Consider the following 25394-nt stretch of genomic DNA (forward strand, 5'->3'; position numbering starts at 1 on the left):
TTACTTCCTCAGGTGCGCCGGCAGCTCCGGCTCGCGGTCGATCAGGTCGGGGAAGAGATGCTCAAAGGCTCGCCCTTCGGCGGCAGCGGCTAGTCCGTCGAGTGCCCGACCGATCGCCTCAGCCTCTGCGGTATCAAGGACGCGCACGGCGCTATCGAGGTGAACCAACAAATGGGTTCCTACCGTTTGTCGACCAACCAGCAGCGTCGATACGCGCCGCTTCTCGCCCTGCCACTCGCAAAGGGCGGAGAAATCGTCGCCGTCGATGACGGTCATTGGCAGACCCAGGCACATAATCTATTTCCTTAGGCCAGACCGGCACGTGGCCGTTCGTAAGCGGCACGATCGATATCGTTGGCAAGCAGACCGCTTTCAGGGGGCAGGGGAGCCGCTCGCCGCATCGGCGCAACGCCCCACGCCGCGAGAATGCCGACGGCTGCCGCAAGCGCCGGCTCGATGCTGGTCGCGACCGGCGCTGTCAGCGGACCTCCCCAATCCTCGAGATCAAGCGGCTGGCAGCCAATGAGGGCGATGTCCTTGGGGTAATGGCCCATCAAGTCAGCCGCAGACAGAACCTCCTGAAACCCGGTCTGATGCAGGCTCATCTTCTTGGCACCGGTGAACTTCGGCACTTCATCGCCGGTCACCACCTTCAGCGTACCGGGCTTAAGACCGTAATCGATGGCGTCGAACACCAGAAGACGCTCTACCTCGGCGACCCGATTGACGAGGTAAAGCCCCTGCGTGCCGCCATCGAGCAGATCGACGCCATCGGCCATGGCATAGAGCCGATGGAAAGCCTCGACGGCACGGACGCCGAAGCCCTCATCGGCCCAGAGAATGTTGCCGATCCCCAATACCAGAGCTGTCATGCCGCTCAGCCCTCGCGCTCGTCGCGGAACTGCCGCTCGCCGGAGATCATTGTGGATATCATGGTCTGGCGGCTCATGATGTCCTCACGCACCGCCGCGTAAATGTGGACGATGGCGAAGATGACGATCACCCACATGCCCAGGTGGTGCAGGGTGTGGACATCCTGTGAATTCGGCCAGATATCGAACACCCAACCGAACGCTTTGGCCTGCCAGCTGTCGCGACCGGCACCCTCGGAATACAAGGCAAAACCGGTGATGATCATGCCGAGATTGAACAGCGTGAACATCGCGAACATCGCCGTATGGGCGAGCGGGTTATGGCCGATGTATTTGTAGGGTTCTTTCTCGAGGAACAGGTACCAGCGCGCTTCGCGGACGACGCCCTTCCACCAAGTCTTCTCCCAGACCGGCAGATAGAAGATCTGGCGCGAGTATTTATTGCCCCAGAAGGCCCAGAGGATGCGGGCAAGGAAGGCGACGGCCAGCACCTGCCCGGCAGCGAAGTGGGAAAAGCGGATGTAGCCGAACAGGAAGCTGTCGGACGCTTCGCCCGACATGGTCGGCGGCGGCGAGCCGATAAAATAGCCGGTCACCGCCAGGATGGTAATGCAGAGAGCGTTGCCCCAGTGCCAGAGGCGCACCGGTGCCTCGTAGACGTAGATGGACGGACCGGAGACGATGACGTCATCGGTGGCGTCCATTACGCCGGTGAGCATCTTCGCGTCATGTGCCATGGCTTTGCCCTCAGCGGACGGTGACGGTGGCCATGTCCTGGCCGTCTTCGCTCATCACGTGAGTGGAACAGGCAAGACACGGATCGAAGGAATGCAGCGTCCGCAGGATTTCGAGCGGCTTCTCCGGATCGGCCATGGGCGTGTCGAGCAGCGCCGCTTCGAAGGCGCCGATGTTGCCCTGGGGATCACGCGGTGAGCCGTTCCAGGTTGTCGGCACGACGGCCTGGTAGTTGTCGATCTTGCCGTCCTTGATCTTGATCCAGTGACCGAGCGCGCCACGCGGTGCCTCGGTGAAGCCGACGCCCTTGGCTTCCTTCGGCCAGGTGTCCGGCGTCCACTTGTCGGTGTTGGCCGTGGAAAGGTCGCCGGCCTTGATGGTGGCGACGAGCTTGTCCTGGAAGTAACGCAATTGATGCGCGGCCCACTGACATTCGAGCGCTCGCGCCGCCGTGCGGCCGAGCGTCGAGAACAGCGCGGTGAGCGGCAGACCGAGATCGGTCAGCAGCTTGTCGACTGGCTCCTTGAACTCGGCCTTGCCCTGGGCGTAGCCGATGACGTAGCGGGCGAGCGGCCCCACCTCGACGGCATGGCCCTTCCAGCGCGGCGACTTGATGAAGGAGTATTTGGCCGCCTCGTCCAGCGCCTCGATGTTGGTCTTGGTGCCACGGGCATTGGGGCCGAGTTCGAAGTGCGGCTCGGTGACGCCGTCCCAGGGATGCAGCCCCTTGGTCTCGTCCGGATATTTGTACCAGGAGTGAGTGACGAACTCCTGTACCTCGTCGGGATTGGTCAGGTCGATCGGGTGGATCTCATCGAGCTTGCCGTTCAGGATGACGCCGCGCGGCAACTTCAGCGAGGCTTCCGAATAGTCGTTAGCATGCTCGGGAATGTCGCCATAGCTCATGACCGAAGTGGACGACAGGCCGCCGCCGTGCAGCCAATCCTTGTAGAAGGAGCCGATCGCCCTGAGATCGGGTATGTAGACCTGCTCGGTGAAGGTGATCGCCTGGTCGATGATCGACGAGACGAGGTTGAGGCGTTCCATATTGATGGCGCCGACGGCGCCGACGCCGTCAACGTTGATCGGCGAGGGGACGCCGCCCACCAGCCAGTTGGGGTGCGGGTTCTTGCCGCCGTAGACGGTGTGGATCTTGACGATCTCCTTCTGGAAATCGAGCGCTTCCAGATAATGGGCGACCGCCATCAGGTTGGCTTCCGGCGGCAGCTTGTAGGCTGCGTGACCCCAGTAGCCATTCTTGAACGGACCGAGCTGTCCGCTTTCGACGAACTTCTTCAGCCGGCCCTGCAGATCACGGAAATAGCCAGGCGAGGAGAGCGGCCAGTCGGAAATCGATTGGGCCAGCGCGCTGGTGGCCTTGGGGTCGGCCGACAGGGCCGAGACGACGTCCACCCAGTCGAGCGCATGCAGGTGGTAGAAGTGAACGAGATGGTCGTGCACCTGCAGCGTCAGCTGCATGATATTGCGGATCGAGTTGGCATTCTCAGGAATATTGATGCCGAGCGCGTTCTCGACGGCGCGCACCGAGGTCAGGGCGTGCGTGCCGGTGCAGACACCGCAAATGCGTTCGGTGAACGCCCAGGCATCACGCGGGTCGCGCCCTTTGAGAATGACTTCGATACCGCGCCACATGGTGCCGGTCGAAACGGCATTGCGGATGACGTTGTCGGCGTCGACATTCACTTCGACGCGCATATGGCCCTCGATGCGGGTGACCGGGTCGACGACGATGCGGCGGCCGGCATTGTCGAGCTTGAAGCCATTGGGGGTTTCGATACCCATGGAGAATTGTCCCGTTGCTGGAATAGCCGGCGGGGCGCAAGCGCACCCGCGCGCCGGTTGTCACTGATGGTCGTTACGGCGGTGATGGTCGTGCTTGCTGGTCAGGCGCTTGACGGCGGTTGCCGCCGTATGCACCGCCACGCCGGCAACAACGACACCCGCGGCGGTCAAGCCGATCTTGTCGGCCGTCGCCTCGATCCCGAACTGACGGATGGTCGTCAGCCGGTCGTAGAACGACCCCTTGTCCCAGAAGCCTTCTTCCGAACAACCAATACAGCCATGGCCTGATTGGATGGGGAAGGAGACGCCGCCGTTCCACCGCACCGTGGAGCAGGCGTTGTAGGTGGTCGGTCCCTTGCAGCCCATCTTGTAGAGGCAATAGCCCTTGCGCGCGCCTTCGTCGTCCCAGCTCTCGGCAAACTGACCGGCATCGAAGTGCGGCCGGCGGTAGCATTTGTCGTGAATGCGCTGCGAATAGAACATCTTCGGCCGCCCCTGACGGTCGAGCTCAGGCATTTTGCCGAAGGTGAGGATGTAGCTGATGACGCCGGTCATCACCTCGGCGATCGGCGGACAGCCCGGCACCTTGATGATCGGCTTGTCGCGGATCACCTTGTCAATCGGCACCGCTTGCGTCGGATTGGGTTTGGCCGCCTGCACGCAGCCCCAGGAGGCGCAGGCCCCCCAGGCGATCACCGCCATGGCGCCATCGGCCATTTCCTTGAGTTTTTCAACGAAGGGTCGCCCGCCGTCGATGCAATACATGCCGTCTTCGTTGAGCGGCGGATTGCCCTCGACGGCCAGGATGTAGCCGCCCTTGTATTTCTCGCGGGTCTCCTGAAGGATCGCGTCGGCTTGATGGCCGGCTGCCGCCATGAGCGTGTCGTCATAGTCGAGCGAAACCATGGACAGGACGACGTCCTTGACTAAGGGATGCGCCGAGCGAATGAAGCTTTCCGAGCAGCAGGTGCACTCGAGCCCGTGCATCCAGATGACCGGAATGCGGGGCTTGGTTTCAAGCGCTTGGGCAATCTGGGTCGCCGCCACCGGGCCAAGCCCGAGGCTCGCCGCCGTCAGATTGCAGAATTTGACAAAGCTTCGCCGCGTGATCCCTTGCCTGCGGATCACGTCATAAAAGGTCTCGGTCGCCGAACCCATGCTGCTCCCCCGAAAAGCGAGCCAACGCTGACGATCGGACGCTCAGGTGCCGGCAAGGCATCGCGTGCCGCGACTCGCGAACATTAGCAAACGCTCATGCAGGTTATGCTGCAGTTAAGAATGGGTCCAGACCACAAATCGTAGTGATGACTACACGTGTCCGGTTTTCCATGTCGGAATAATGGGATAGGCTACCGGCAGAGATGCAGCATACGTGTCTCTTCGTATGAACCGAAGTGTCCGGACCGGCATTAAGAGGGCGAGCCGGGTGCAATCAAGAGGTTGAGCGATGCCTGTTACCGTCTTTGGAATCAAGAACTGCGACACCATGAAGAAGGCTTTCGCCTGGCTCGACGAACACGACATCGCCTACAGTTTTCACGATTATAAGATGTCGGGCATTGCCGGCGACAAGCTGGCAAATTGGGTGTCGCGGGCCGGCGGCTGGGAACACGTGGTCAACAAGGGCGGCTTGACGTTTCGCGGCCTGCCGGAAACGACGAAGGCCAGTCTCAACAACGAGAGCGCCATCGCTTTGATGATGGAAAAGCCGAGCATGATCCGTCGCCCGATTATCGAGGCTGACGGCGGCAAGCTGATCATTGGCTTCTCGGACGAATCCTTCATTGCCAGCTTCGATCCATCCAACCCGGCGCCATAAGCTAGGTGCCGCAGAAGGTCGCCGCCACGCGCTCTTCGAGGCGCGGCGGCTGGGCGAGGTCGGCATCTTCCGGCCGATCCTCGAAGGGACGCGTCACCGCCTGCAGCAAGCGAATATAGGCTGCCCCGTCGCTCCCTTCGATGATGGCGTCGAGCGCCTTCTCGACCTGGTGGTTGCGCGGAATGATCGCCGGATTGATCGCCCGCATCGCCGCTGCGATCTCGCGCGGCGAGCGATTACCCGTAGCTAACCGTTCCCGCCACAGCTTCAGCCAGGGTTCAACGCCGGCATTGCCACCAAATAGCGATAGGAAGGCTTCTGTATCGGCCTTCGGATCGACGAGATCGGCGAGGCGGCGAAAGGTGAGTGTAAAATCGGCCCGTCCCATCTGCATGATAGAGAACAGGCCGGTCACGAGATCCCGATCCCCCGGTCGTTCCTCTGCAATACCGAGCTTCTCAAGAAATTGCCCGAAATAGGCCGTCTCGAATTGGCTGGCAAAACCGCTCAGCCGATCCACGACCAACTGCACCGCCTTGTCGCGATCGTCGGAAAGCAGAGGCAGCAGGCACTCGCCAAGGCGGGCCAGATTCCATTGGGCGATCTGCGGCTGCCGTCCATAGGCGTAGCGACCTTGTCGATCGATGGAGCTGAGCACCATGCCGGGGTCATAGGCGTCCATGAAGGCACATGGGCCATAATCGATGGTCTCGCCGGAGATTGCCATGTTGTCGGTGTTCATCACGCCGTGAATGAAACCGACGGACAGCCAAAGGGCGATGAGCCGTGCCTGCCGCTGGACGACGCGCTCGTACAGCATGGCGTAAGGGGCGTCGGCCCCCGCTATATCGGGATAGAGCCGATCGATCGCATAATCGGCCAAGCGGCGGACGCCATCCTCGTCGGAGCGGTGCGCAAAATATTGGAAGGTCCCGACTCGGATGTGGCTCGACGCGACGCGCGTCAGGACCGCGCCGGGAAGGGGGCGCTCACGCAGAACCGTCTCGCCGGTCGCCACGGCCGCAAGCGATCGTGTCGTCGGAATACCGAACGCTGCCATTGCCTCGCTGATGAGATACTCGCGCAAGACGGGGCCGACCGCCGCCTTGCCGTCGCCGCGCCGTGAAAAGGCGGTGCGGCCCGAGCCCTTTAGTTGAAGGTCGAGGCGCCGTCCGTCAGGGGCGACGATCTCGCCGAGCAATATCGCGCGGCCATCGCCGAGTGCCGGTACGAAATGACCGAACTGGTGACCTGCATAGGCAAGTGCGATCGGGTCGGCGCCGGCAGGTATCTCCGAGCCGGCCAGGGCGGCGACGCCATCGGGTGAAGCAAGGGCTTCGGCGTCGAGGCCGAGGTCCGCAGCCAGCGTTGTGTTCAGTACAAGCAGCCCCGGCGACGGCGCCACTTCAGGGCGCACGCGCTCGTAGAAGCGGTTGGGCAGGCGCGAATAGCTATTGTCGAAGGCGATGGAGAGCGGCACGAACAGCTCCTCGAATCCGACCGTCGATGGCGGTCTCGGCAACGTGGGGCGGCTACCGGACACTTGGCCGGCTCAGATGCCTTCTACGTAGAGTTCTGGATAGAGACCTGCAAGACGTCAACCATTTCGTCAAATGACGGACGGGGTGAGAAGCCTAATCGATAAGATCGAATTAAAACAGTGAGTTATGTAAATAATCTAAGGAAGAAAGTGAAAATGGAGGCTGACAATGAATCTAACTAAGAACATTAGAAGATCGCTATAACGCATTATAAATAACCATGAATTTCTAGTATCCAGATCGTTGGGCTAGGGTACCAATCCTGGCGCTACGGGTTCAAAAAAATCCAGAGATTGCGGCATCTGTTTCATCCTCGGCCTCCGCTGCGCGAGAAAGATCGATTCTATCGGCCGGGCTGAAATTACGGCCAAAGGGATCGATGACCGGGGTGGGGAAGTACTGTGGCGACAAACCGTCGGTACAAATGAGGTGAAGCGCTTACGTCCGGACTTCCCGAAGGGAGGCTCCCTGGTAGACCGCACCACTCCGCGCCCTGTCTTGGACCGCTGATGGCTGTGATGATTCCGCAACAGCGCAGTCAAACTCGCGGAAGGAGAAATCATTAGGCATAAATTGCCCCTATTCAGCCATAAACGAACCTGACTTTGTTGCTGTAAAACAAGCGTGGGAAAGCTTGTCCGTGGCCCGTGCCATGCACCAGATGTTTCCCATGAAGGTTCGCGGAATGGTGCGGTGCTCTGAGCATCGCCGACCGGAAGCGGGCGGGGCGGAACGCCGAGAGTGAACATGTCGGGTGTCTGTGTCAGAACTGTCTGCAAGGTCTCCGTCGCCCTGTCATTGGGGGTGATGTTCGGCTCGCAGGCCTTAGCCTTCGATCCGCAGGCCGCCACAAATCAGGATGCGTGCTGCGATGCCGCTACCATGTCCACGCTGCGCGAGGCTACCCGAGCTTATTATTCGGGTGACAAACGCGAGGCGGTGACCGGGCTGCTGGCTGCCGCGCAAAGCGGTCATCCTGCCGCTCAATGGAAACTCGGCCGCATGTACGCCAAGGGCGATGGCGTGGCAGAGGACGACATGAAGGCTTTCGAGTTCTTCAGTCAGTTGATCTCCGCCCATGGTGAGGACTCACCGTCATCTCCGGATGCGCCATTCATCTCCAGCGCCTTCGTCGAGGTTGGCTCCTATTATCTGACGGGTATCGCCGACTCGGCGATTTCTCCCAACGTCAACCGTGCTCGCGAGATCTTCACTTACGCGGCGTCCTATTTTGGTGATGCGCTGGCCCAGCTAAAGCTCGGCACCATGTATCTTGATGGCGTTGGCGTGGACCAGGATCCCCGACAGGCCGCCCGCTGGTTTCTGCTTGCCGCCCGCAAGGGGCAGATCGATGCTCAGGCCAAGCTCGGCGAGATGCTGGTCAAGGGCGATCAGATCGAACCCAATCCGGTGCACGGCCTGATGTGGCTGACCATTGCCCTCAAGCGGGCTGAACTCACCCATCACGACGATGCCGAAATCCGCGCCGCGCACGAAGAAGCCTTCTCGCTCGCCAGCGAGGACGAGCGTCGCAAGGCCATCGCGCTGGCCGACCAGTGGCTGGTGGACAATGACGCCGCCTTCACGCAGGCCTATGCCACGCAGGAGCGTGCCGTCGAGGCCTCGACCACCCGATAATTGATCTGCGCCGGCCCTTGTTCGATCGGCGTTGTCTGGCAGGCGGGCCGAGCTTTTATCCGCCGTCGCAGCGTTGACCTGCGGTATTGACGTCAGACTCTGATTTCCGCCACCACCGGCACATGGTCGGATGGCTTCTCCCAATCCCGGACTTCGTCCTCGATCTCCACGCCAGCAACCCGGTCGGCAGCCTGCGGGGATGCCAGGATATGGTCGATCCGGATGCCCCAGTTCCTTTGTCGCGCTCCTGCCTGATAATCCCAGAACGTATAGCGGCCCGACCGATCGTCGACGGCCCGCAATGTATCCGTCCAGCCGAGGTTGATGATTGACCGGAAGGCGGCTCGGCTTTGCGGCAGGAACAGCGCGTCGCCGGCCCAGACGGCCGGATCATGACAGTCGCGCGGCTCGGGGATGATATTGTAATCCCCGCAAAGCAGGGTGGCTTCCTCAAGCGCCAAAAAACCGGCGGCGTATCGCCTGAGACGGTCCATCCAGGCGAGCTTGTAGATGTACTTGTCGGTATCCGGCGGATTGCCGTTCGGAAGGTAGATGGAGGCCACGCGCAGACTTCCACTCGGCACCGACACCACGGCTTCGATATAACGTGCCTGAATGTCCGCGTCGTCTCCCGGCAGGCCACGCCGGACTTCATCAAAGGGTAACAAGGATAGGATTGCGACGCCGTTGAACCCTTTTTGGCCGTTCAAAGCGACATTGTAGCCAAGACGCTCGAAGGCTTCCGCCGGAAAGGCTTCATCGACGCACTTGATTTCCTGAAGGCAGACGATGTCGGGGCGGCTTTTCTCCAGCCAAGCCGATGCGGTCTCTATCCGGGCACGAACACCGTTGATGTTCCAAGTGGCGATGCGCATGCAAATCCCTCCGGCCCGCTGTCCAAACGCTGGCGATTCCCGCCTTTCCGCCTGTCGCGAATCCTTCTCACACAGATGGGAACGTTACAAGAACTATTGTATTTTGATCTAGGTTAAGGGCATGCTTGACGATCGAACAAAGATAGAACATATTAGGCCCTAATGCGGAACGAGGAGGCGGGGATGGCTGTCATAAATGCCAAGCTTTCCATTGGGGAAATTGAGTGCGTCATTGGTGTTCGTTACAACGAAAAGGTGCAAGTAAAGAACAAACAGAGATCATTGGCGCGCCCAGGCCGGATTTTACCCGGATTTTCCGCAGAAGAGACGCCTACGGTTCGCGATTTCACGCTCTCATCCCACCAGCGGCTCGCTTCGGCGATTACCTCGGCTGCCATCGTCCGTGACGTTGCCGCCCTCGGAGCCCTGGTGCTGTTCGGTACCATGCTGGTTCTGGTGCTGAGTTCGGCCGACATACTGATCTGAATCTGAAAGGGCGGGGAGGGTTTTCCACAAGAGGTCGGCCCTACCAGGAAAACACTCCGATCGTCCGGCGGGATGGGATAGCTTGTCAGCGTCGATCCGTCGCATAGCGGGTCGGCCTCCAAACCGGAACATGGCGATGATCGGCGACGTCGGCTTCATTCACCTGCGCGTTCACAGCGCCTATTCGCTGCTCGAGGGAGCGCTTCCGCTCGTGAAGGCGCTGAAGCTGGCTCTGGCCGACAACCAGCCGGCACTCGCCATTACCGACACGGGCAATCTTTTCTGCGCTCTAGAGTTTTCCGAGAAAGCCATCGAAAAGGGATTGCAGCCGATCATCGGCTGCCAGATGGCCGTCGACTTTGGGGACGATAGCACCGATCGCCGCCGCCCCGGTGGGTTGCCCCAAGCGTTGCCTTCCATCGTCCTGTTGGCGGCAACGGATGAGGGCTTCGCCAATTTGACGGTGCTGATGTCCCGATCCTTCCTCGAATCGGAACCGGGGGCACCCGCAAATCTGCCCATCGGTCGTTTCGAAGGGCTGACCGGCGGCATCATCGCGCTGACCGGCGGCCCCGGCGGTCCGATCGACAGGGCCATCGCAGCTGGACTGATGCCTCAAGCCGAAAGCCGTCTCTCGCTCCTTGAAGAGCTGTTCGGCGACCGTCTGTATGTTGAATTGCAGCGGCACGGCACGCCTGAGGAGATCATGGTCGAGCCGCATCTCGTAGATCTCGCCTATGCGCGTAACTTACCGCTCGTCGCCACCAACGAATGCTATTTCCCGACCCGCGCCGACTACGAGGCCCACGACGCGCTGATTGCCATTTCCGAAGGGCGCATGGTGGCCGAAGACGACCGCCGCCGCCTCACCGAGGAACATTATTTCAAGTCGCGTGCCGAGATGCAGACGTTGTTTGCGGACGTGCCGGAAGCGCTGGAAAATACCATTGAGATCGCCCGTCGCTGCACCGTCAGGGCGCCAAAGCGCAAGCCATTGTTGCCGCGTTTTGCCGGAGCCGATGTGGATGACGTCGCGGCAGCCGAGGCGGCGGAGGCCGCCGAGCTGGCTCGCCAAGCCTGGGAAGGGCTCGCTCGGCGCATCGAGAGCCATGGGCTCGCACCCGGCCTAACGCTCGAGGACTACCACAAGCGTCTGGAGTTCGAACTCGACATCATCACTCGCATGAAGTTCCCCGGTTACTTCCTGATCGTGGCCGACTTCATCAAATGGGCCAAGGCGCATGGTATCCCGGTCGGCCCGGGACGTGGCTCGGGTGCGGGATCGCTGGTCGCCTTCTCGCTCACCGTCACCGACCTCGACCCCCTCAGGTTCGCCCTGCTGTTCGAGCGCTTCCTCAATCCCGAGCGCGTGTCGATGCCCGACTTCGACATCGACTTCTGTCAGGATCGCCGCGAAGAGGTGATCCGCTACGTGCAAGGGAAATACGGTCGCGGCCAGGTGGCGCAGATCATCACCTTCGGTTCGCTGCAAGCGCGTGCGGTGCTGCGCGACGTCGGTCGCGTCTTGCAGATGTCCTACAGTCAGGTGGACAAGCTCTGTAAACTGGTGCCGCAGAACCCGGCCCACCCGGTAACCCTCGAGCAAGCGTTGGAGGATGAGCCACGGCTCAAGGAGGCGCGCGAAGATCCGGTCGTCGATCGCCTGATCGACATTTCGATCAAGCTGGAAGGCCTTTACCGCCACGCGTCGACACATGCCGCCGGTATCGTCATCGGTGACCGACCGCTCGATCAACTGGTGCCGCTTTATCGCGATCCGCGCTCGGATATGCCGGTCACCCAGTACAACATGAAATGGGTGGAAAGCACCGGCCTTATCAAGTTCGACTTTCTTGGCCTCAAGACGCTGACCGTGCTGAGGCGCGCCGTCGACCTGATCGAGCGCAAGGGCGTGAAGATCGATCTTTCGGCGTTGCCGCTCGATGACCCCAAGACCTATGAGCTGCTTGCGCATGGCGAAACGGTTGGCGTGTTCCAGCTGGAAAGTATGGGCATGCGCAAGGCCATCTCCGACATCAAGCCGGACCGCTTCGAGGATATCATCGCTCTCGTCGCGCTTTATCGTCCCGGCCCGATGGCCAACATCCCCGTCTACGGCGCGCGTAAATTCGGCCTTGAGAAGCCCGACTATCTGCATGACTCCATCGAGCCTGTGCTGAAGGAGACTTACGGCATCATCGTCTATCAGGAACAGGTGATGCAGATCGCCCAGATCCTGTCGGGCTATTCGCTCGGCGAAGCCGACCTGCTGCGTCGCGCCATGGGCAAGAAGATTAAGGCGGAGATGGACAAGCAGCGGGTTCGCTTTGTCGATGGCGCCGTCGAGCGCGGCATCGACAAGGCGCTGGCCGATACGATTTTCGACCTCTTGGCCAAGTTCGCCGACTACGGCTTCAACAAGAGCCACGCCGCCGCCTACGCGCTGGTTGCCTACCAGACGGCCTATCTCAAGGCCAATCATCCCGTTGAGTTCATGGCGGCGTCGATGACGCTCGAACTGACCAATACCGATAAGCTCAACGACTTCCGGCGCGAAGCGATCCGTCTGGGCATCACCGTCGAACCGCCGTCGGTCAACCGGTCCGACGTGGTGTTTGAGGTGGACGGCAAACATATCCTTTACGCACTCGCTGCTGTCAAAGGTGTCGGCCAGGCAGCGGTCGAGCATATCGTCGAGCAGCGCGGCGATAAGCCGTTCCGGTCCGTCTCCGACTTCGCCAGCCGCATCAATCCCAAGGCGATGAACAAGCGCATCTTGGAGGCGTTGACCGCCGCCGGCGCTTTCGACTGCCTGGAACCGAACAGAAACCGGATGTTTCAGGGGCTCGACAACGTGATGGCCGCCGCCGCCCATCGGCTCGAACAACAGCAAAGCGGCCAGAACGAGCTGTTCGGTGGGGGAGGCGAACCGGAGCCGGTGCGCTTGGCGGCTGTTCCGAACTGGCTGCCGGAAGAGAAATTGCAGCGCGAGCATTCGGCGATCGGATTCTATCTATCCGCCCATCCGCTTGATGCCTACGAAGCACTGCTCGGTCGCTTGAGGGTGCAGACCTGGGCTCAGTTCTCCGCTTCGGTGAAGCGCGGCGCCTCGGCCGGGCGGCTTGCCGGCACTATCGTTGCCAAGCAGGAGCGAAAGACACGCACCGGCAACAAGATGGGCATCATCGGCGTCTCCGATCCGACCGGCCAGTACGAGGCGGTGATCTTCTCGGAAGGGCTGGCTCACTTCCGCAGCCTGCTCGATCCAGGACAGTCGGTCATTCTCCTGGTCAACGCCGAAGACAAACCGGAAGGCATCTCGGTGCGCATCGACTCTGTGGAGCCGCTCGATCAGGCAGCCGGTAAATTGCAGAACGCCCTCAGGATTTTCCTGCGTGGCGCCGAGCCGCTCGCAGCCCTCCGGGATGTGCTGAAGCCTGGCGGGGAGGGCGATGTCTCGCTGATCGTGCTCGGTGACCGCGGGCGGGGCGAGGTCGAGGTCAAGTTGCCAGGTGGCTATCGCGTTTCGCCGCAGCTCGCCGGTGCGCTCCGGGCCGTGGACGGTGTGGTGGATGTCGAGCTGGCCTAAGCAGATAGAGCATTGTGCGGAAAAGTGGAAACCGGTTTTTCGCAAAAACAATGCGATACCAAGGAACCAGAGCATGTTGGTGAACCAGAGTTCACCGGACATGCTCTAGACGGCGGCTGGAAAGCTCACCGATTGTCGAGGTCACGCCGTACCGCGGCGAAGACCGCGCGGAACATCTCGGGTGTCAGCACGCCGGTGTTCGTGTTGTAGCGCGAGCAGTGGTAGCTGTCGTAGAGGCGAACGCCGGGCAGGCAGTCGAGCGCATGAACGGCACCGTGGGCAAATTTGTGCCGGGCCAACGGTATCCGCAGCGTCTTCAAAAGCTGATCGTGGGCGATCTTGCCAAGCGCCAGGATGGCCGACAGCCTTGGAAAGCCGACCATGGTCGCAGCAAAGAAGCGCCGGCAGGTGTTGATCTCCTCCGTGGTTGGCTTGTTTTCCGGAGGAACGCAACGAACGGAGTTGCTGATGGCTGCATCGACGAGTTCAAAACCGTCGTTCGGATCGGCGCGATAGGTGCCGCGCGCAAAGCCAAAGTCGGTCATGGTCTCGTAGAGAAGATCGCCAGCGTAATCGCCAGTAAACGGCCTCCCGGTACGGTTTGCGCCCCGGAGGCCGGGGGCAAGCCCGGCGATCAGCAAGCGTGCGTCCGATGTTCCGAAGGTCGGGACCGGCGCATTGAACCAATCGGGATGGGCGGCGCGCTGGACGTTCCGGAAGGCTACGAGGCGAGGGCACAGACCGCAGTCCCGGTCTGGCTCGACCGGCTGTCCCACGTATTCGCCAAGTGTCCCACGGTTTGACATGTGAATCTCCAGCACGCTCATTCGAGATGTCGGCCGATGTATATGGCGTTAGCGGCTGCGGCAAGCACAGCCGTTCCAGCGGATACGACCACCAAATCAAGACAATGCTGAGTGGGAATAAGTTGAGCCGTTGAACAAGCACCACCAGCGTCTACTCGCCGTCGGGAGAGTGTACGATAGGGCTCGAGAGCCAGCTCGTCTGTTCATGCCGGCCAGCGCGGACCGGCGGGCAAGAAGCTGTTTCAGACAGACTTGCAGACCAGCTCACGCCGCATGAGCTGTAAAGCGTGCGTCTAGAGGTACAGACAACCGGCCTCGGTACTTCAGTCCTCGTCTGGAGACCCAGGTCTCTCGGCGGGGCGGGCTGGTCGCTCGTTCGGATCGCGACTGATGCGCGCGGCAATGTTGGCCAGATCGATGAAATGATCGGCCTGACGGCGCAACTCATCGGCCACCATCGCCGGCTGCGTCTGCAGCGTGGAGACGACCGAAACCTTGCGTCCCTTGCGCTGGATGGCCTCAACCAGCGAACGGAAGTCGCCATCGCCTGAAAACAGAACGACGTGGTCAACGTGTTCGGATAGTTCCATGGCATCGACTGCCAGTTCGATATCCATCGACCCTTTGACCTTTCGCCGGCCAGTGGAATCGAAAAATTCCTTGGTCGGCTTGGTCACCACCTTGTAGCCATTGTAATCGAGCCAGTCGATCAATGGGCGAATGGAGGAGTACTCCTGGTCTTCAGCGAGTGCAGTGTAATACAGCGCTCTTAGAAGGTAACCCTTGGCGCTGAATTCCTTTAGCAACCTACGGTAGTCAATATCAAACCCAAGAGCCTTGGCAGTCGCGTAAAGATTTGCACCATCGATGAAGAGGGCTATTTTTTCGCGTTCGTCAAACATCAGTTCTTTGCTTACCTCGCAACCGGCGGTCGTTAACAATGCTTCGTTTGGGTGAGTTTTGGATCACGCTTTCGAAGAAATTTTGATCATACATATCAGCGCGCATCGTTTCTGCCCGCTAACATTTCGCACATTAGTCCGCCTGTTAGCAAGTTTCGCGCGGACAACCAAGTTAAAACGCTTTCATTTGTTGGATTCCCACGGAAAATAGCAGAAAAGGGGGTTAATTCGACCAATGGTGCATGCATAAGCGCAACGATTTTGCAGCAGCAATGAGGCAATCACCGCATCTTGAAGCTCGTGTGAAACGATCGCCTGCCCGAGTGGAATGGATGTTCGCTTGCATCTCCGCTTGCTTTTCGGCTACCCTCCGCATATCTACACCGTGAGTTCGGCAGCTTTGTTTCGCTCTCTGTGAGATGAGGCCGCTGAAAGCGAAAATTGCACTCTCTGAGCGCTTGCCGGACGGGATGCCGTTCGAGCAGGCGAATTCTGTTTCTGAAGCTGGAGTTGGACTATGGCACGCGTCACAGTCGAGGACTGCATCGATAAGGTGGACAACCGCTTCGAACTGGTGCTGCTGGCCAGCCATCGCGCCCGCATGATCTCGTCCGGTTCGCCCCTGACGGTCGATCGCGACAACGACAAGAACCCGGTCATTGCTTTGCGCGAAGTGGCGGAGTCATCGATTTCGCCCCAAGACCTCAAGGAAGATCTGATCCACTCGCTGCAGAAATACGTCGAGGTTGACGAGCCCGAGCAGGAGCCGGTGGCTGGTCTGCTTGGCGGTCCGGGCGATACCGGTGATGACGATGAGATCGTCTTCGACCAGATGTCCGAGGAAGACCTGCTGCGCGGCCTCGAGAGCATGGTTCCGCCCGAGAAGGTCGAAGAGATCTGATCGCCGATCACGGCTGACGCTTTTGGCGGGCGGACCGGTTTCGGTTCGCCCGTTTTTTATTGTCGGCAACGGATTGAAAAGCCTTATCTCGCTTTTCCGCCAATGCCGTCATGAATGAACTACTTTCCAAATTGGTGTTGCTATAGCTTGATTTTAGGCGCCGACGCGAAAGCGGATTCGGAGCGCCTGGCAAAAGAGGAGTGACCGTCCCCGATGATGCGGCAGTACGAACTCGTCGAAAGGGTGCAGCGCTACAACCCCAATTGCGACGAGGGTCTGCTTAACCGCGCCTATGTCTATGCCATGCAGAAGCACGGCACGCAGAAACGCGACTCAGGAGATCCCTACTTCTCGCATCCGCTCGAGGTGGCGGCCATCCTCACCGACCTCAAGGTCGACGACGCTACCATCGTCATTGCGCTTCTGCATGACACCATCGAAGACACCGACGCCACGCGGCAGGAAATTGACCAGCTGTTCGGCGTTGAGATTGGTCAACTGGTCGAAGGGCTCACCAAGCTTCAAAAGCTTGATCTCGTGTCCAAACGCACCGCCCAGGCGGAAAATCTTCGCAAGCTGCTGCTGGCCATCGCCGAGGATTTGCGCGTTCTTCTGGTCAAGCTCGCTGACCGTCTCCACAACATGCGGACGCTGCATTTTGCCCCCGAGAGCAAGCGTGGCCGCATCGCCGAAGAGACGATGGAGATCTATGCGCCGCTCGCCGGGCGTATGGGCATGCAGGACATGCGCGATGAACTTGAAGACATCGCATTCAAGACGCTGCATCCCGACGCCTTCAGCGCCATTCAGGCCCGCCTCGATGAGATGGAGGCCCTTCAGAAGGACCTTATCGCCGACATCGAGAAAGAACTGCGCGAAAACCTGCAGGCACGCGGCATCGTCGCCACCGTCAAGGGACGGCGTAAGCAGCCTTATTCCATTTTTCGCAAGATGATCGACAAGCAGCTCGGCTTCGAGCAGCTCAGCGACATCTATGGATTCCGTGTGCTCGTCGATGACGTCGATACCTGCTACCGCGCTCTCGGCGTCGTTCATCAGCTGTGGCGCACGGTGCCTGGACGGTTCAAGGACTATATCTCGACCCCCAAGCCGAATGGCTACAAGTCGCTGCATACCACCGTGGTCGGGCCTCATCGTCAGCGTGTCGAGTTGCAGTTCCGTACGCATGGCATGCAGCAGGTCAACGAATACGGTATCGCCGCGCATGCCCTCTATAAGGACAAGATCAGCGAAAGCGGCCATCTGCCACAGCTCGCCGACGACACCGCCGCCTATGCCTGGCTACGTCAGACGGTCGAGGCACTGTCGGAGGGTGCCAGCCCCGAGGAATTTCTCGAGAACACCAAGCTCGAACTCTTCCAGGACCAGGTTTTCTGCTTCACGCCGAAAGGCCTGCTGATCGCTTTGCCGCGCGGCGCCACGCCGATCGACTTTGCCTATGCTGTCCATACCAACATCGGCAACACGTGCGTCGGCTGCAAGATCAACGGCCGCATCACGCCGCTGGTTACCGAGCTGAAGAACGGCGACGAAGTGGAGATCATCCGATCCAAGGCTCAGGTGCCACCGCCGACCTGGGAGACGATCGCCGTTACCGGCAAAGCGCGTGCTGCCATACGACGGGCGACACGCGAGGCGACACGCAAGCAGTTTGCCTCCCTTGGCCGCCAGGTTCTCGAGACCGTATTTACGCGCGAAGGCCGCGAGCTCACCGACGCACTGCTTGAGCAAGCCTTGCCGCGTCTGTCGCAGCCGACCGTGCCGGATTTGCTCGCCGCCGTCGGGCGGGCCGAGGTGCCCTCCGCCGACGTGCTCAAAGCCTGCTTCCCCGACTACCGCGAGGAGCGGGCAGCGCGGCAGACGGCGGCTCAGCGATTGGAGGGCGGCTGGTTTTCCTTCGCCGCCCAGGCCGGCATCAAGTTCCACGGCGATTCCGATTCGATCCGCGCCCATGGTTTGCCCATCCGCACCGTTGCTGCCGATTTACCGGTGCGCTTTGCTCCCGATGGCGGGGCCGTACCAGGCGACCGGATCGTCGGCATTGTCGAACCGGATGTTGGCATCACCATTTACCCGATCCAGTCACCGGCGCTCATCGCCTTCGAAGACAAGCCTGATCGCTGGCTCGACGTTCGCTGGGATATCGACAGCGAGGATCCAATCCGGTTCCCCGCTCGTATTTCGATCCAGTCCTTTAACGAGCCCGGCTCGCTCGCCCGCATCGCCAAGGCGATTTCGGACAGCGACGGCAACATCGACAACATAGGGATGGCGCGCCGCACGCCTGATTTCCATGAGATCGTCGTCGATCTCGAAGTATGGGATATCAAACACCTGACGCAAATTCTCAATGAGCTCCGTGTGTTGCCCAACGTCGGCAAGGTCGATCGGGTCAATGGGTAGGCCATGATTATCGGTATCGGTTCCGATCTCATCGATATTCGCCGAGTCGAAAAGACGTTGGAGCGTTTCGGCGACCGCTTCGTGAAACGCGTTTTCACCGACATCGAGCGAGAGCGTTCCGATCGGCGAGCCAACCGCGCCGCCTCCTATGCCAAACGTTTTGCGGCCAAGGAAGCTTGCTCCAAAGCACTTGGGACCGGCATTCGCATGGGCGTCAACTGGCGAGAAATGGGCGTCGTCAATCTTGTGACGGGGCAACCGACCATGCATCTCGAAGGCTCGGCGGCCGCCCGCCTAGCACACTTGACGCCGAAGGGTCTCGTTCCGCGTATCGACGTCACCATTACCGACGACTATCCGCTGGCGCAGGCCTTCGTGATAATCTCGGCTTGGCCGCCGGACTGGCCGGGGGCTGGTGGCTGACCTGCCACAATTCGGCTCGCTTTTCGGCTTTTCGTTGCGTCGCCGGTGCTGCTCCGATAAAAGGCGCCGAGGTCCGGGCTGCCACGGATCGGCCGGTTCGGCCGACAGGGGTTCGGGACCAGACTCCGATTGAAGGGCGGCCACATGTCGGCGACCAAACAGAGCGCGGAATCCAAGGACGGTATCTGGGAGACGGTCAAGGTGATCGTCGAGGCATTACTTCTTGCGCTCGTGGTGCGCACCTTTCTGTTCCAGCCCTTCTCGATCCCTTCGGGTTCGATGATGCACACGCTGCTCATCGGTGATTACCTGTTCGTCTCGAAATACTCCTACGGCTATAGCAAGTATTCCTTCCCCTTCGGCTTGGCTCCCTTCGAGGGGCGCATCTGGGCGAGCGCGCCCAAGGCTGGCGATATCGTCGTCTTCAAGCTGCCGGCCGATCATTCGACGGACTATATCAAACGCGTCATCGGCCTGCCGGGCGACAAGGTCCAGATGAAGGGCGGGGTTCTCTACATCAATGAGCAGCCGGTCAAGCGCGAACATACCGGTGAATTCGTCGAGAAGGGGCCGTTCGGCAACGACATCAAGGCGCAAATCTGGCGCGAAACGCTGCCCAATGGTGTGTCCTACGACACGCTCGACATGGGTACGACGGCCGGCGATGACACGCGCGAGTTCGAAGTGCCGCCGGGGCATTATTTCATGATGGGCGACAACCGTGACAATTCCGCTGACAGCCGCATCGACGGCTCCGGCGTCGGCTATGTGCCGTTCGACCATCTTGTCGGCAAGGCGCAGGTCATCTTCTTCTCCATCGACGAAAGCGCCAAGCCCTGGATGTTCTGGACCTGGCCGTGGACGGTACGCGTCGACCGCATGCTCTCCATGCTGAACTGATCCATGAACAACCATCAGGCACAAATCCTGGAGGCGCTCGAAGGGCGCCTCCAGTATCATTTCAAGGACCGCGCCGGCCTTTTGCGCGCACTCACCCACCGTAGCGCCGTTCCCGGCGATCAGGTGGCGCATGAAAGCTATCAGCGTCATGAGTTCCTCGGTGACCGCGTGTTGGCGCTGGTGGTGGCCGAAATGCTGTTCACCACTTATCCGCGGGAAGAGGAGGGCGATCTTGCCCGACGCCTCAACCAACTGGTCCGGCGGGAAACCTGTGCCGAGGTGGCCCTTGATCTGGACCTCGGCTCGGTGCTGCGGCTCGGTACTGGCGAGCGTCAGTCAGGCGGTCGCCGCAAAGAGGCGATCCTCGGCGACGTGGCAGAAGCCGTGATCGCCGCCATTTATCTCGACGGTGGCTTTGACGCGGCGAAAGACTTTGTCCTGCGCAATTGGAAACCCCGCATGGAGGGCCTGACCGGTCCCTTGCGTGATTCCAAGACGCTGCTCCAGGAATGGGCTCAGGGGCGCGGGCAGGGCCTTCCCGTCTACACCATCGTCGAGCGCTCCGGCCCCGATCACGCGCCGACGTTTCGGGTCGCGGTGACCATCGACGGCGATACCGCCGGCGAAGGGCAAGGCAAGTCGAAGCGCGACGCCGAGCAGGCAGCCGCCGCCGAGGCCTTGGCCAGTCGGGCAGGCTGATTGAAAACCACGACGCTCTGCGATCCAGCCTTCCCATATCCAGCCGTGAAGACTGGCCCACACATCCGCTGTTCAGCCCCAAAGGAATGACATAATCTTGGCCACCCTTCCGCCTCCGGAGAGAGACGCGATGACTGACGAATCCGTCCCATCCGCCGACATGCCCACCCGGGCCGGCTTTGTCGCACTGATCGGCGCTCCCAACGCGGGCAAATCGACGCTGCTCAACCGTCTGGTCGGCGCCAAGGTGTCGATCGTCAGCCACAAGGTGCAGACGACCCGCGCCATCATGCGCGGCATTGCCATGCACGGTTCCTCGCAAGTTGTCTTCGTCGATACGCCAGGCATCTTCGCGCCCAAGCGTCGGCTCGACCGCGCCATGGTCGATACGGCCTGGTCGGGGGCGGCCGATGCCGACGTGGTTTGTCTCCTGATCGATGCCAAGCGCGGCTTGGTTGAGGAGGTGACACAGGTCGTCGAAAAGCTGGGCGAGCTTCGCCATCCCAAGGTGTTGATCCTCAACAAGATCGACACGGTAAAGCGCGAGAGTCTCCTGGCTTTGGCCGCTGACCTCAATGCCCGCGTCGGCTTTGAAGCGACCTTTATGGTGTCGGCTCTCAACGGCTCGGGGACCGACGATCTTCTCAGCCACCTAGCGTCGCGCGTCCCGGAGGGGCCATGGCTCTATCCCGAGGACCAACTGTCCGATTTGCCGATGCGCATGCTGGCTGCCGAGATCACTCGCGAGAAGGTGTTCCTGCGTCTTCATGACGAGTTGCCCTATTCCTCGACGGTCGAGACCGATCAGTGGAAGGATCAGAAGGACGGCTCGGCCCGCATCGAACAGACCATCTTCGTCGAACGCGACAGCCAGAAGAAGATCGTCCTCGGCAAGGGCGGCGAAACCGTCAAAGCCATCTCGATGGCAGCTCGCAAGGAACTGACCGAAATTCTGGAGCGGCCGGTCCACCTCTTTCTCTATGTCAAGGTGCGCGAGAACTGGGCTGACGACCCTGAGCGCTATCGTGAGATGGGGCTGAATTTCCCGAGACACTAAGGAAGGGCAGGGTAGGCCTCCCCAGCCTCTCGCCTTCATACTCCGGCCGCCTGATTGCGACCAGCCTGTCTTCCGCTTGTCTCGGACCAGGTTGAAGACGGCTCTTTTTTGTCCTTACGGACAGGCACATCGGATCGACGGTCGACATTTCAAAAGAACGGCCGCCGACCGGTCGTAGCGCCTGCCATTGACATCGGTGTCACAACCTGGTTTTCTATTACAACTGACAGCGATGTCATGTCGGTCGGGAGGGGAACTTGGTTACGCTCAAGGATGTTGCTCGCGAGGCGGGAGTGTCACCCAAGACTGTGTCCCGCGTCGTCAATGACGATCCCGCCGTCAATGTGAAGACACGGGAAGCCGTGGCTGAAATCGTCAGGCGAATGCATTACGTGCCGGATCACGCAGCCCGTATGATGCGCATGTCCCATTCGTCGGTCGTCGGCCTGATGACCGACGCGGTGGCTACCACGCCTTATTCGGTCGACATCGTGCGCGGGACTCAGGCGGGTTTGAGAGAGCAATCCCGCACCATGTTGATCGCCAATACGGACGGCGACCCGCAGCAGGAGCAAGAATATTGGCGGATGTTCCGCGCCCACAAGGTGGCGGGCGTGGTCTATGCCACGATGTATCATCGCCCCGTTGATCTCGGCGCTCCGGATTTCGAGCGTGGCATTGTACTGGCCAACTGCTATTCGGCCCGCCGCAGCCATTCGTCTGTTGTTCCCGACGACGAAGGGGGCGGCTATACGCAAGCCCGTCACCTGATCGAACTCGGCCATCGGCGCATCGGGATCGTATCTTTGAGCCCGGTATTGCGTGCCACGGTGCTGAGGGGTGCCGGGTATCGCACCGCTTTTGCCGAGGGCGGTCTTCTCTATGATCCGGCGTTGGAAATTCCCGGCTTCATTACCCGGCCGGACGGCGGCGAAGATCTCGTCGCCTACGATGCAGCGCTCGGTTTGTTGCGACGACCCGATCGGCCGACTTCCATTATCTGCGGCAACGATCAGATCGCGGTGCAGATCTATGCCGCGGCAGCCACGCTCGGCCTGTCGGTTCCAGACGATCTCTCGGTGATGGGTTTTGACGACATGACGGTGATTACCCAGACGCTGAAGCCGATGCTGACCTCTGTGGCGCTGCCCTATTTCGAGATCGGTCGCACCGCCGTCGACATTCTGAGCCGCATCAACGGCGAGGCCGAAGGACCGGTCCCGCCGCAGGTTCTGGTGCCTTGCCCGTTGGTGACCCGCCAATCCTGCCGCCAACTGGTTTAGCAGTGGCGCCTGAAGCCGGTTAAGAGGCCGGCCGGTTGGCCTGACGCGCCGCGTCGACGATGCTGCCATGAAAGAGCGTCTGAACTCTGGTGAACGCCGAGCGCACGTCAGCGGTTGCCCGGGCCAGCGCTTCAGGGTCAGGCGGGTTGGCGGCGGCCAGATCGAACATGCGGGTTCGGGCCGCCCGGAGGTCAGCGGCGGCGGCTCTCAGTTCGCCGACGTGGCCGAGGAGTTCTCGACGCACCAAGCGGCCGAACTCCGGCTCGAACCGCCGTGTCGTGAGCTCGGCGAAGTCCGCTTGGCCGGCACGATCGCCGGCAAGTCGGCTTACCGCGTAGACATTTCCCAGCAGTGAAAGACCCAGCAGACCGGTCACCAGCCAGAGAAGATGGCGACGGGCAATCATGGCGTATCCTCCAAGCCCTGCAGATCTCCCGCAATGACGCCGGCGAGATCAAGGTCTTGGGCTATTCCGAAACCGTCGTCATAACCGGATTTGAACCCGACGATAGCAACGAGCAGTATCGCCAAAGCACCGGTCGGAATCATCGGCCGCCAACCGCTCAGCAGTCCGCGTCGGGCAGGGGGCCTCCGCGTCGCCGCCATCACGCGCCCGATCAACGCCGTGTCGAGTGGCGCCGTCGTTTGGGTGCGAACGGTCTCGTCGGAGGTGAGTATCTCCGCCAGCAAGGCTCGGCTTTCCGCATCGACTGCGAGCAGACGCCTTGCGGCTTCGGCCTCGGCAACCGGCCAGCGTTCGAGATCACCGCCTCGGACCAGCAGCTTATTTTCGAACTCAATCCGATCCATGGTTGGCTTTCCTCATGGCGTCCCTGACGTTACGTCGGGCGCGAGCAATCAATTGTTCAGCCGCAGCACGCGAGACGCCGAGAATGGCGGCAATATCCTCGGCTGTGTGATCGCCGACGGTGGCCAGCATCAAAGCCATGCGCTGGCGCGGCGGCAGGGAGGCGATGATGGCCGCGACGTCCCTAAGCGTCTCGGCGCCGACCAACATTCGATCGGCGCCAATTTCGGTCGAAGGCAGATCTTCGGCCTCATCGATAGGACGCCATGGCCATCGAAACCGCTGACGGCGGATGTCGATGCAGCGATTGACGACGACGCGATAAAGCCACGTGGAGAGCGCCGCCTTGTCTGGGTCGAAGCGGTCGGCATGTCGCCAAAGCCGGATCAGGGCATCCTGCACCGCATCGTCGGCATCGCCGGCACCTAGGAATTGCCCGGCGATCGCTCTGAGTTTGGGACCGTGGCGGTCGACGAGCCGACGAAAGGCTCGCTCGTCTCCGGCAGCCACCGCCCGTATCAGTGCGTCGTCGGACTGTTCCAAGCCTGACCCTCCGGGCTAAAGCGCCGTCAGCGAATCGCACGCGCCGCCTCTATTCCGGTCAGGAATTCGGCCTTCGAAACCTTGCCATCGCCGTCTTTGTCCATGCGGGCTGCCAACCCTGCGCCTTGAGTGTTCACGAACTCCTCTCGCATCAATTTGCCATCGCCATCGGTGTCGAGGGCTTCGAATCGGATGGCCATCGCGCCTTCGAGCGTCTCGGCTTTGCGGATCATCCGGTTGCTCGCTTCGGCCTGTTCCGCCGCCGTGACGACCCCGTCACCATCAACGTCGAGCCGTTCGAACCGTTGGGCGCGGGCTTGTTTCAGCTCGGCTGCGTCAAGCTGCCCGTCGCCATTGGCGTCAAGGCGTGTAAAGGCAATATCGGCAAGACGATCGGCGGCAAGCGCCAGGACCGAGAAGGCTACGAGCCCACCGGCGATGAGAATCCTGAATGATGACCGCATGATCGATACTCCGGTTGATCGGTATCGGTCCTGTTACGTCTTGGGGATCCGTTACTGACGCGGAAACTGGTGGAGATCCATTCCGCGAAGAAATTTTCTCAACGGCGTCAGTCGGCACGTCGTGAGGACGTAACAGCGACATCTGCGAGGGCCGATAGACCAATTGCTTGGCGGCGCCTTCGGATGAGTTGAGCAACGGAGACCCAAAACCATGCATCGCGCACTCTTCCCTGTAGCAGCCGGTATCGCCAGCTTTCTATTTGCCTCCGGGGCCGAGGCCCAGACCTCGGTTACCTCCACGACTCTCAATTTGCGGACCGGACCAGCCGTAGCCTATCCGGTCATTGCCACTGTTCCACCTCGACAAGTGGTCGCCGTCTATGGATGCACCGCCGGTCGGGGTTGGTGCGACGTCGGTTGGTCCGGCTATCGAGGGTGGCTGATCGCCACTTACCTGGGGCCGGTCGCCACCTATCCGGTGGTCGTCTACGACCCGGTCGTCTATCATAACGCTTATTACATTGGTCAGCCGTATTACGGCGTGGGGCCGGGACTACCGCCGCGGATGGCGGCTCGCCGGGATGCTCGGATCGATTACCGCGTCCATCGACGCATGGACCGGCGCTGGGATCGCTGGGGAGAGTGATCAAGCCTGAGGAAGTCTGGGCAGGGCTATTCGTCGATCATATTGTTCAAGTATATCGAACAATATGATCACGGAGGCTTAGCTTGTATCGAGACAGTGGGCTTTCTACATTGGGTCGAACATGGCCGTACCAGAAGCGGCCGAGCAGAGGTTGCCTCTCCACAAGGAGATGGACGCCCC

The 25394-nt window shown here is 60.8% G+C and carries 25 protein-coding genes; 12 read left to right on the forward strand and 13 right to left on the reverse strand.

The genetic code is table 11. The features are described 5' to 3' along the window. From hypC to G522_RS0106095, 5 genes are read right to left on the reverse strand one after another with little or no spacing between them, the layout of a single operon-like run. The gene (gene hypC, locus G522_RS0106075) at positions 1–294 is read right to left on the reverse strand and encodes a HypC/HybG/HupF family hydrogenase formation chaperone (RefSeq protein WP_026790277.1); all 294 of its coding nucleotides are present in this window, start codon (positions 292–294) and stop codon (positions 1–3) included. Positions 295–305: 11 nt separating this feature from the next. Then, complete coding sequence (locus tag G522_RS0106080; RefSeq protein WP_026790278.1) at positions 306–872, reverse strand: HyaD/HybD family hydrogenase maturation endopeptidase; 567 nt, start codon at positions 870–872, stop codon at positions 306–308. Positions 873–877: 5 nt separating this feature from the next. Further along, positions 878–1591 (reverse strand): Ni/Fe-hydrogenase, b-type cytochrome subunit, encoded by a 714-nt coding sequence (cybH, locus tag G522_RS0106085; RefSeq protein ID WP_245586613.1) that lies wholly within the window; start codon positions 1589–1591, stop codon positions 878–880. 28 nt (positions 1592–1619) lie between these two features. Continuing rightward, positions 1620–3410, reverse strand: coding sequence for a nickel-dependent hydrogenase large subunit (locus G522_RS0106090; RefSeq protein ID WP_026790280.1), 1791 nt, complete (start codon positions 3408–3410; stop codon positions 1620–1622). 60 nt (positions 3411–3470) lie between these two features. Further along, positions 3471–4568, reverse strand: a complete 1098-nt coding sequence (locus G522_RS0106095; RefSeq protein WP_026790281.1) for a hydrogenase small subunit — start codon at positions 4566–4568, stop codon at positions 3471–3473. 289 nt (positions 4569–4857) lie between these two features. Between G522_RS0106095 and G522_RS0106100 the strand changes: the two genes are divergently transcribed. Continuing rightward, complete coding sequence (locus tag G522_RS0106100; RefSeq protein ID WP_026790282.1) at positions 4858–5229, forward strand: arsenate reductase; 372 nt, start codon at positions 4858–4860, stop codon at positions 5227–5229. 1 nt (position 5230) lies between these two features. Here the strand turns inward: G522_RS0106100 and G522_RS0106105 are convergent, their stop codons facing one another. Then, a complete protein-coding gene (locus G522_RS0106105; RefSeq protein ID WP_036838452.1) occupies positions 5231–6709 on the reverse strand; it encodes a protein adenylyltransferase SelO in 1479 nt (492 codons plus the stop codon). 808 nt (positions 6710–7517) lie between these two features. Between G522_RS0106105 and G522_RS25805 the strand changes: the two genes are divergently transcribed. Continuing rightward, complete coding sequence (locus tag G522_RS25805; RefSeq protein ID WP_084632897.1) at positions 7518–8408, forward strand: tetratricopeptide repeat protein; 891 nt, start codon at positions 7518–7520, stop codon at positions 8406–8408. Between the two features lie 92 nt (positions 8409–8500). On the opposite strand, the gene xth is transcribed toward G522_RS25805, so the two are convergent. Further along, positions 8501–9283 carry an exodeoxyribonuclease III gene (gene xth / locus G522_RS0106115; RefSeq protein ID WP_026790284.1) on the reverse strand — a complete coding sequence of 261 codons (783 nt, stop codon included), beginning with the start codon at positions 9281–9283 and terminating at the stop codon, positions 8501–8503. A 183-nt stretch (positions 9284–9466) separates the two neighbouring features. Between xth and G522_RS0106120 the strand changes: the two genes are divergently transcribed. Both G522_RS0106120 and dnaE read left to right on the forward strand, forming a co-directional pair. Further along, a complete protein-coding gene (locus G522_RS0106120) occupies positions 9467–9769 on the forward strand; it encodes a hypothetical protein (RefSeq protein WP_026790285.1) in 303 nt (100 codons plus the stop codon). Between the two features lie 136 nt (positions 9770–9905). Then, positions 9906–13358 carry a DNA polymerase III subunit alpha gene (gene dnaE, locus G522_RS0106125; RefSeq protein ID WP_051228375.1) on the forward strand — a complete coding sequence of 1151 codons (3453 nt, stop codon included), beginning with the start codon at positions 9906–9908 and terminating at the stop codon, positions 13356–13358. A gap of 125 nt (positions 13359–13483) precedes the next feature. Here the strand turns inward: dnaE and G522_RS0106130 are convergent, their stop codons facing one another. Both G522_RS0106130 and G522_RS0106135 read right to left on the reverse strand, forming a co-directional pair. Further along, entirely contained in the window at positions 13484–14164 is a 681-nt protein-coding gene (locus G522_RS0106130) for a uracil-DNA glycosylase (RefSeq protein WP_156886847.1), read from the reverse strand. Positions 14165–14487: 323 nt separating this feature from the next. Beyond that, on the reverse strand, positions 14488–15066 hold the full coding sequence (locus G522_RS0106135; RefSeq protein WP_026790288.1) for a LabA-like NYN domain-containing protein: 579 nt from the start codon (positions 15064–15066) through the stop codon (positions 14488–14490). Between the two features lie 517 nt (positions 15067–15583). Here G522_RS0106135 and rpoZ point away from each other — a divergent pair. From rpoZ to G522_RS0106170, 7 genes are all read left to right on the forward strand, one after another. Further along, the gene (rpoZ, locus tag G522_RS0106140; protein WP_026790289.1) at positions 15584–15967 is read left to right on the forward strand and encodes a DNA-directed RNA polymerase subunit omega; all 384 of its coding nucleotides are present in this window, start codon (positions 15584–15586) and stop codon (positions 15965–15967) included. Between the two features lie 213 nt (positions 15968–16180). Continuing rightward, positions 16181–18391, forward strand: a complete 2211-nt coding sequence (locus G522_RS0106145; RefSeq protein ID WP_026790290.1) for a RelA/SpoT family protein — start codon at positions 16181–16183, stop codon at positions 18389–18391. A 3-nt stretch (positions 18392–18394) separates the two neighbouring features. Next, on the forward strand, positions 18395–18814 hold the full coding sequence (gene acpS, locus G522_RS0106150; protein ID WP_026790291.1) for a holo-ACP synthase: 420 nt from the start codon (positions 18395–18397) through the stop codon (positions 18812–18814). Positions 18815–18958: 144 nt separating this feature from the next. After that, on the forward strand, positions 18959–19714 hold the full coding sequence (gene lepB / locus G522_RS0106155) for a signal peptidase I (protein ID WP_026790292.1): 756 nt from the start codon (positions 18959–18961) through the stop codon (positions 19712–19714). 3 nt (positions 19715–19717) lie between these two features. After that, entirely contained in the window at positions 19718–20413 is a 696-nt protein-coding gene (gene rnc / locus G522_RS0106160; protein WP_026790293.1) for a ribonuclease III, read from the forward strand. A gap of 130 nt (positions 20414–20543) precedes the next feature. After that, complete coding sequence (gene era / locus G522_RS0106165) at positions 20544–21470, forward strand: GTPase Era (protein WP_026790294.1); 927 nt, start codon at positions 20544–20546, stop codon at positions 21468–21470. A 257-nt stretch (positions 21471–21727) separates the two neighbouring features. Beyond that, positions 21728–22753, forward strand: a complete 1026-nt coding sequence (locus G522_RS0106170) for a LacI family DNA-binding transcriptional regulator (RefSeq protein ID WP_026790295.1) — start codon at positions 21728–21730, stop codon at positions 22751–22753. 19 nt (positions 22754–22772) lie between these two features. On the opposite strand, the gene G522_RS0106175 is transcribed toward G522_RS0106170, so the two are convergent. Genes G522_RS0106175 through G522_RS25815 form a run of 4 tightly spaced genes read right to left on the reverse strand, consistent with a single transcriptional unit; the run spans position 22773 to position 24568 of the window. Beyond that, positions 22773–23159, reverse strand: coding sequence for a periplasmic heavy metal sensor (locus tag G522_RS0106175; RefSeq protein WP_026790296.1), 387 nt, complete (start codon positions 23157–23159; stop codon positions 22773–22775). After that, positions 23156–23563, reverse strand: coding sequence for a hypothetical protein (locus G522_RS28860; RefSeq protein WP_026790297.1), 408 nt, complete (start codon positions 23561–23563; stop codon positions 23156–23158). The genes G522_RS0106175 and G522_RS28860 overlap by 4 nt, the downstream gene beginning before the upstream one ends. Next, positions 23550–24104, reverse strand: coding sequence for an RNA polymerase sigma factor (locus G522_RS0106185; RefSeq protein WP_026790298.1), 555 nt, complete (start codon positions 24102–24104; stop codon positions 23550–23552). Before G522_RS0106185 ends, G522_RS28860 begins: the two co-directional genes overlap by 14 nt. Positions 24105–24130: 26 nt before the next feature. Beyond that, positions 24131–24568, reverse strand: a complete 438-nt coding sequence (locus tag G522_RS25815; RefSeq protein WP_051228376.1) for an EF-hand domain-containing protein — start codon at positions 24566–24568, stop codon at positions 24131–24133. A 211-nt stretch (positions 24569–24779) separates the two neighbouring features. On the opposite strand from G522_RS25815, the gene G522_RS28865 reads away from it, so the two are divergent. Then, positions 24780–25214, forward strand: coding sequence for an SH3 domain-containing protein (locus G522_RS28865; RefSeq protein WP_051228377.1), 435 nt, complete (start codon positions 24780–24782; stop codon positions 25212–25214). The last annotated feature ends 180 nt before the right edge of the window (positions 25215–25394 follow it).

This window comes from Pleomorphomonas oryzae DSM 16300 (assembly GCF_000422965.1).
Lineage (GTDB): Bacteria > Pseudomonadota > Alphaproteobacteria > Rhizobiales > Pleomorphomonadaceae > Pleomorphomonas > Pleomorphomonas oryzae.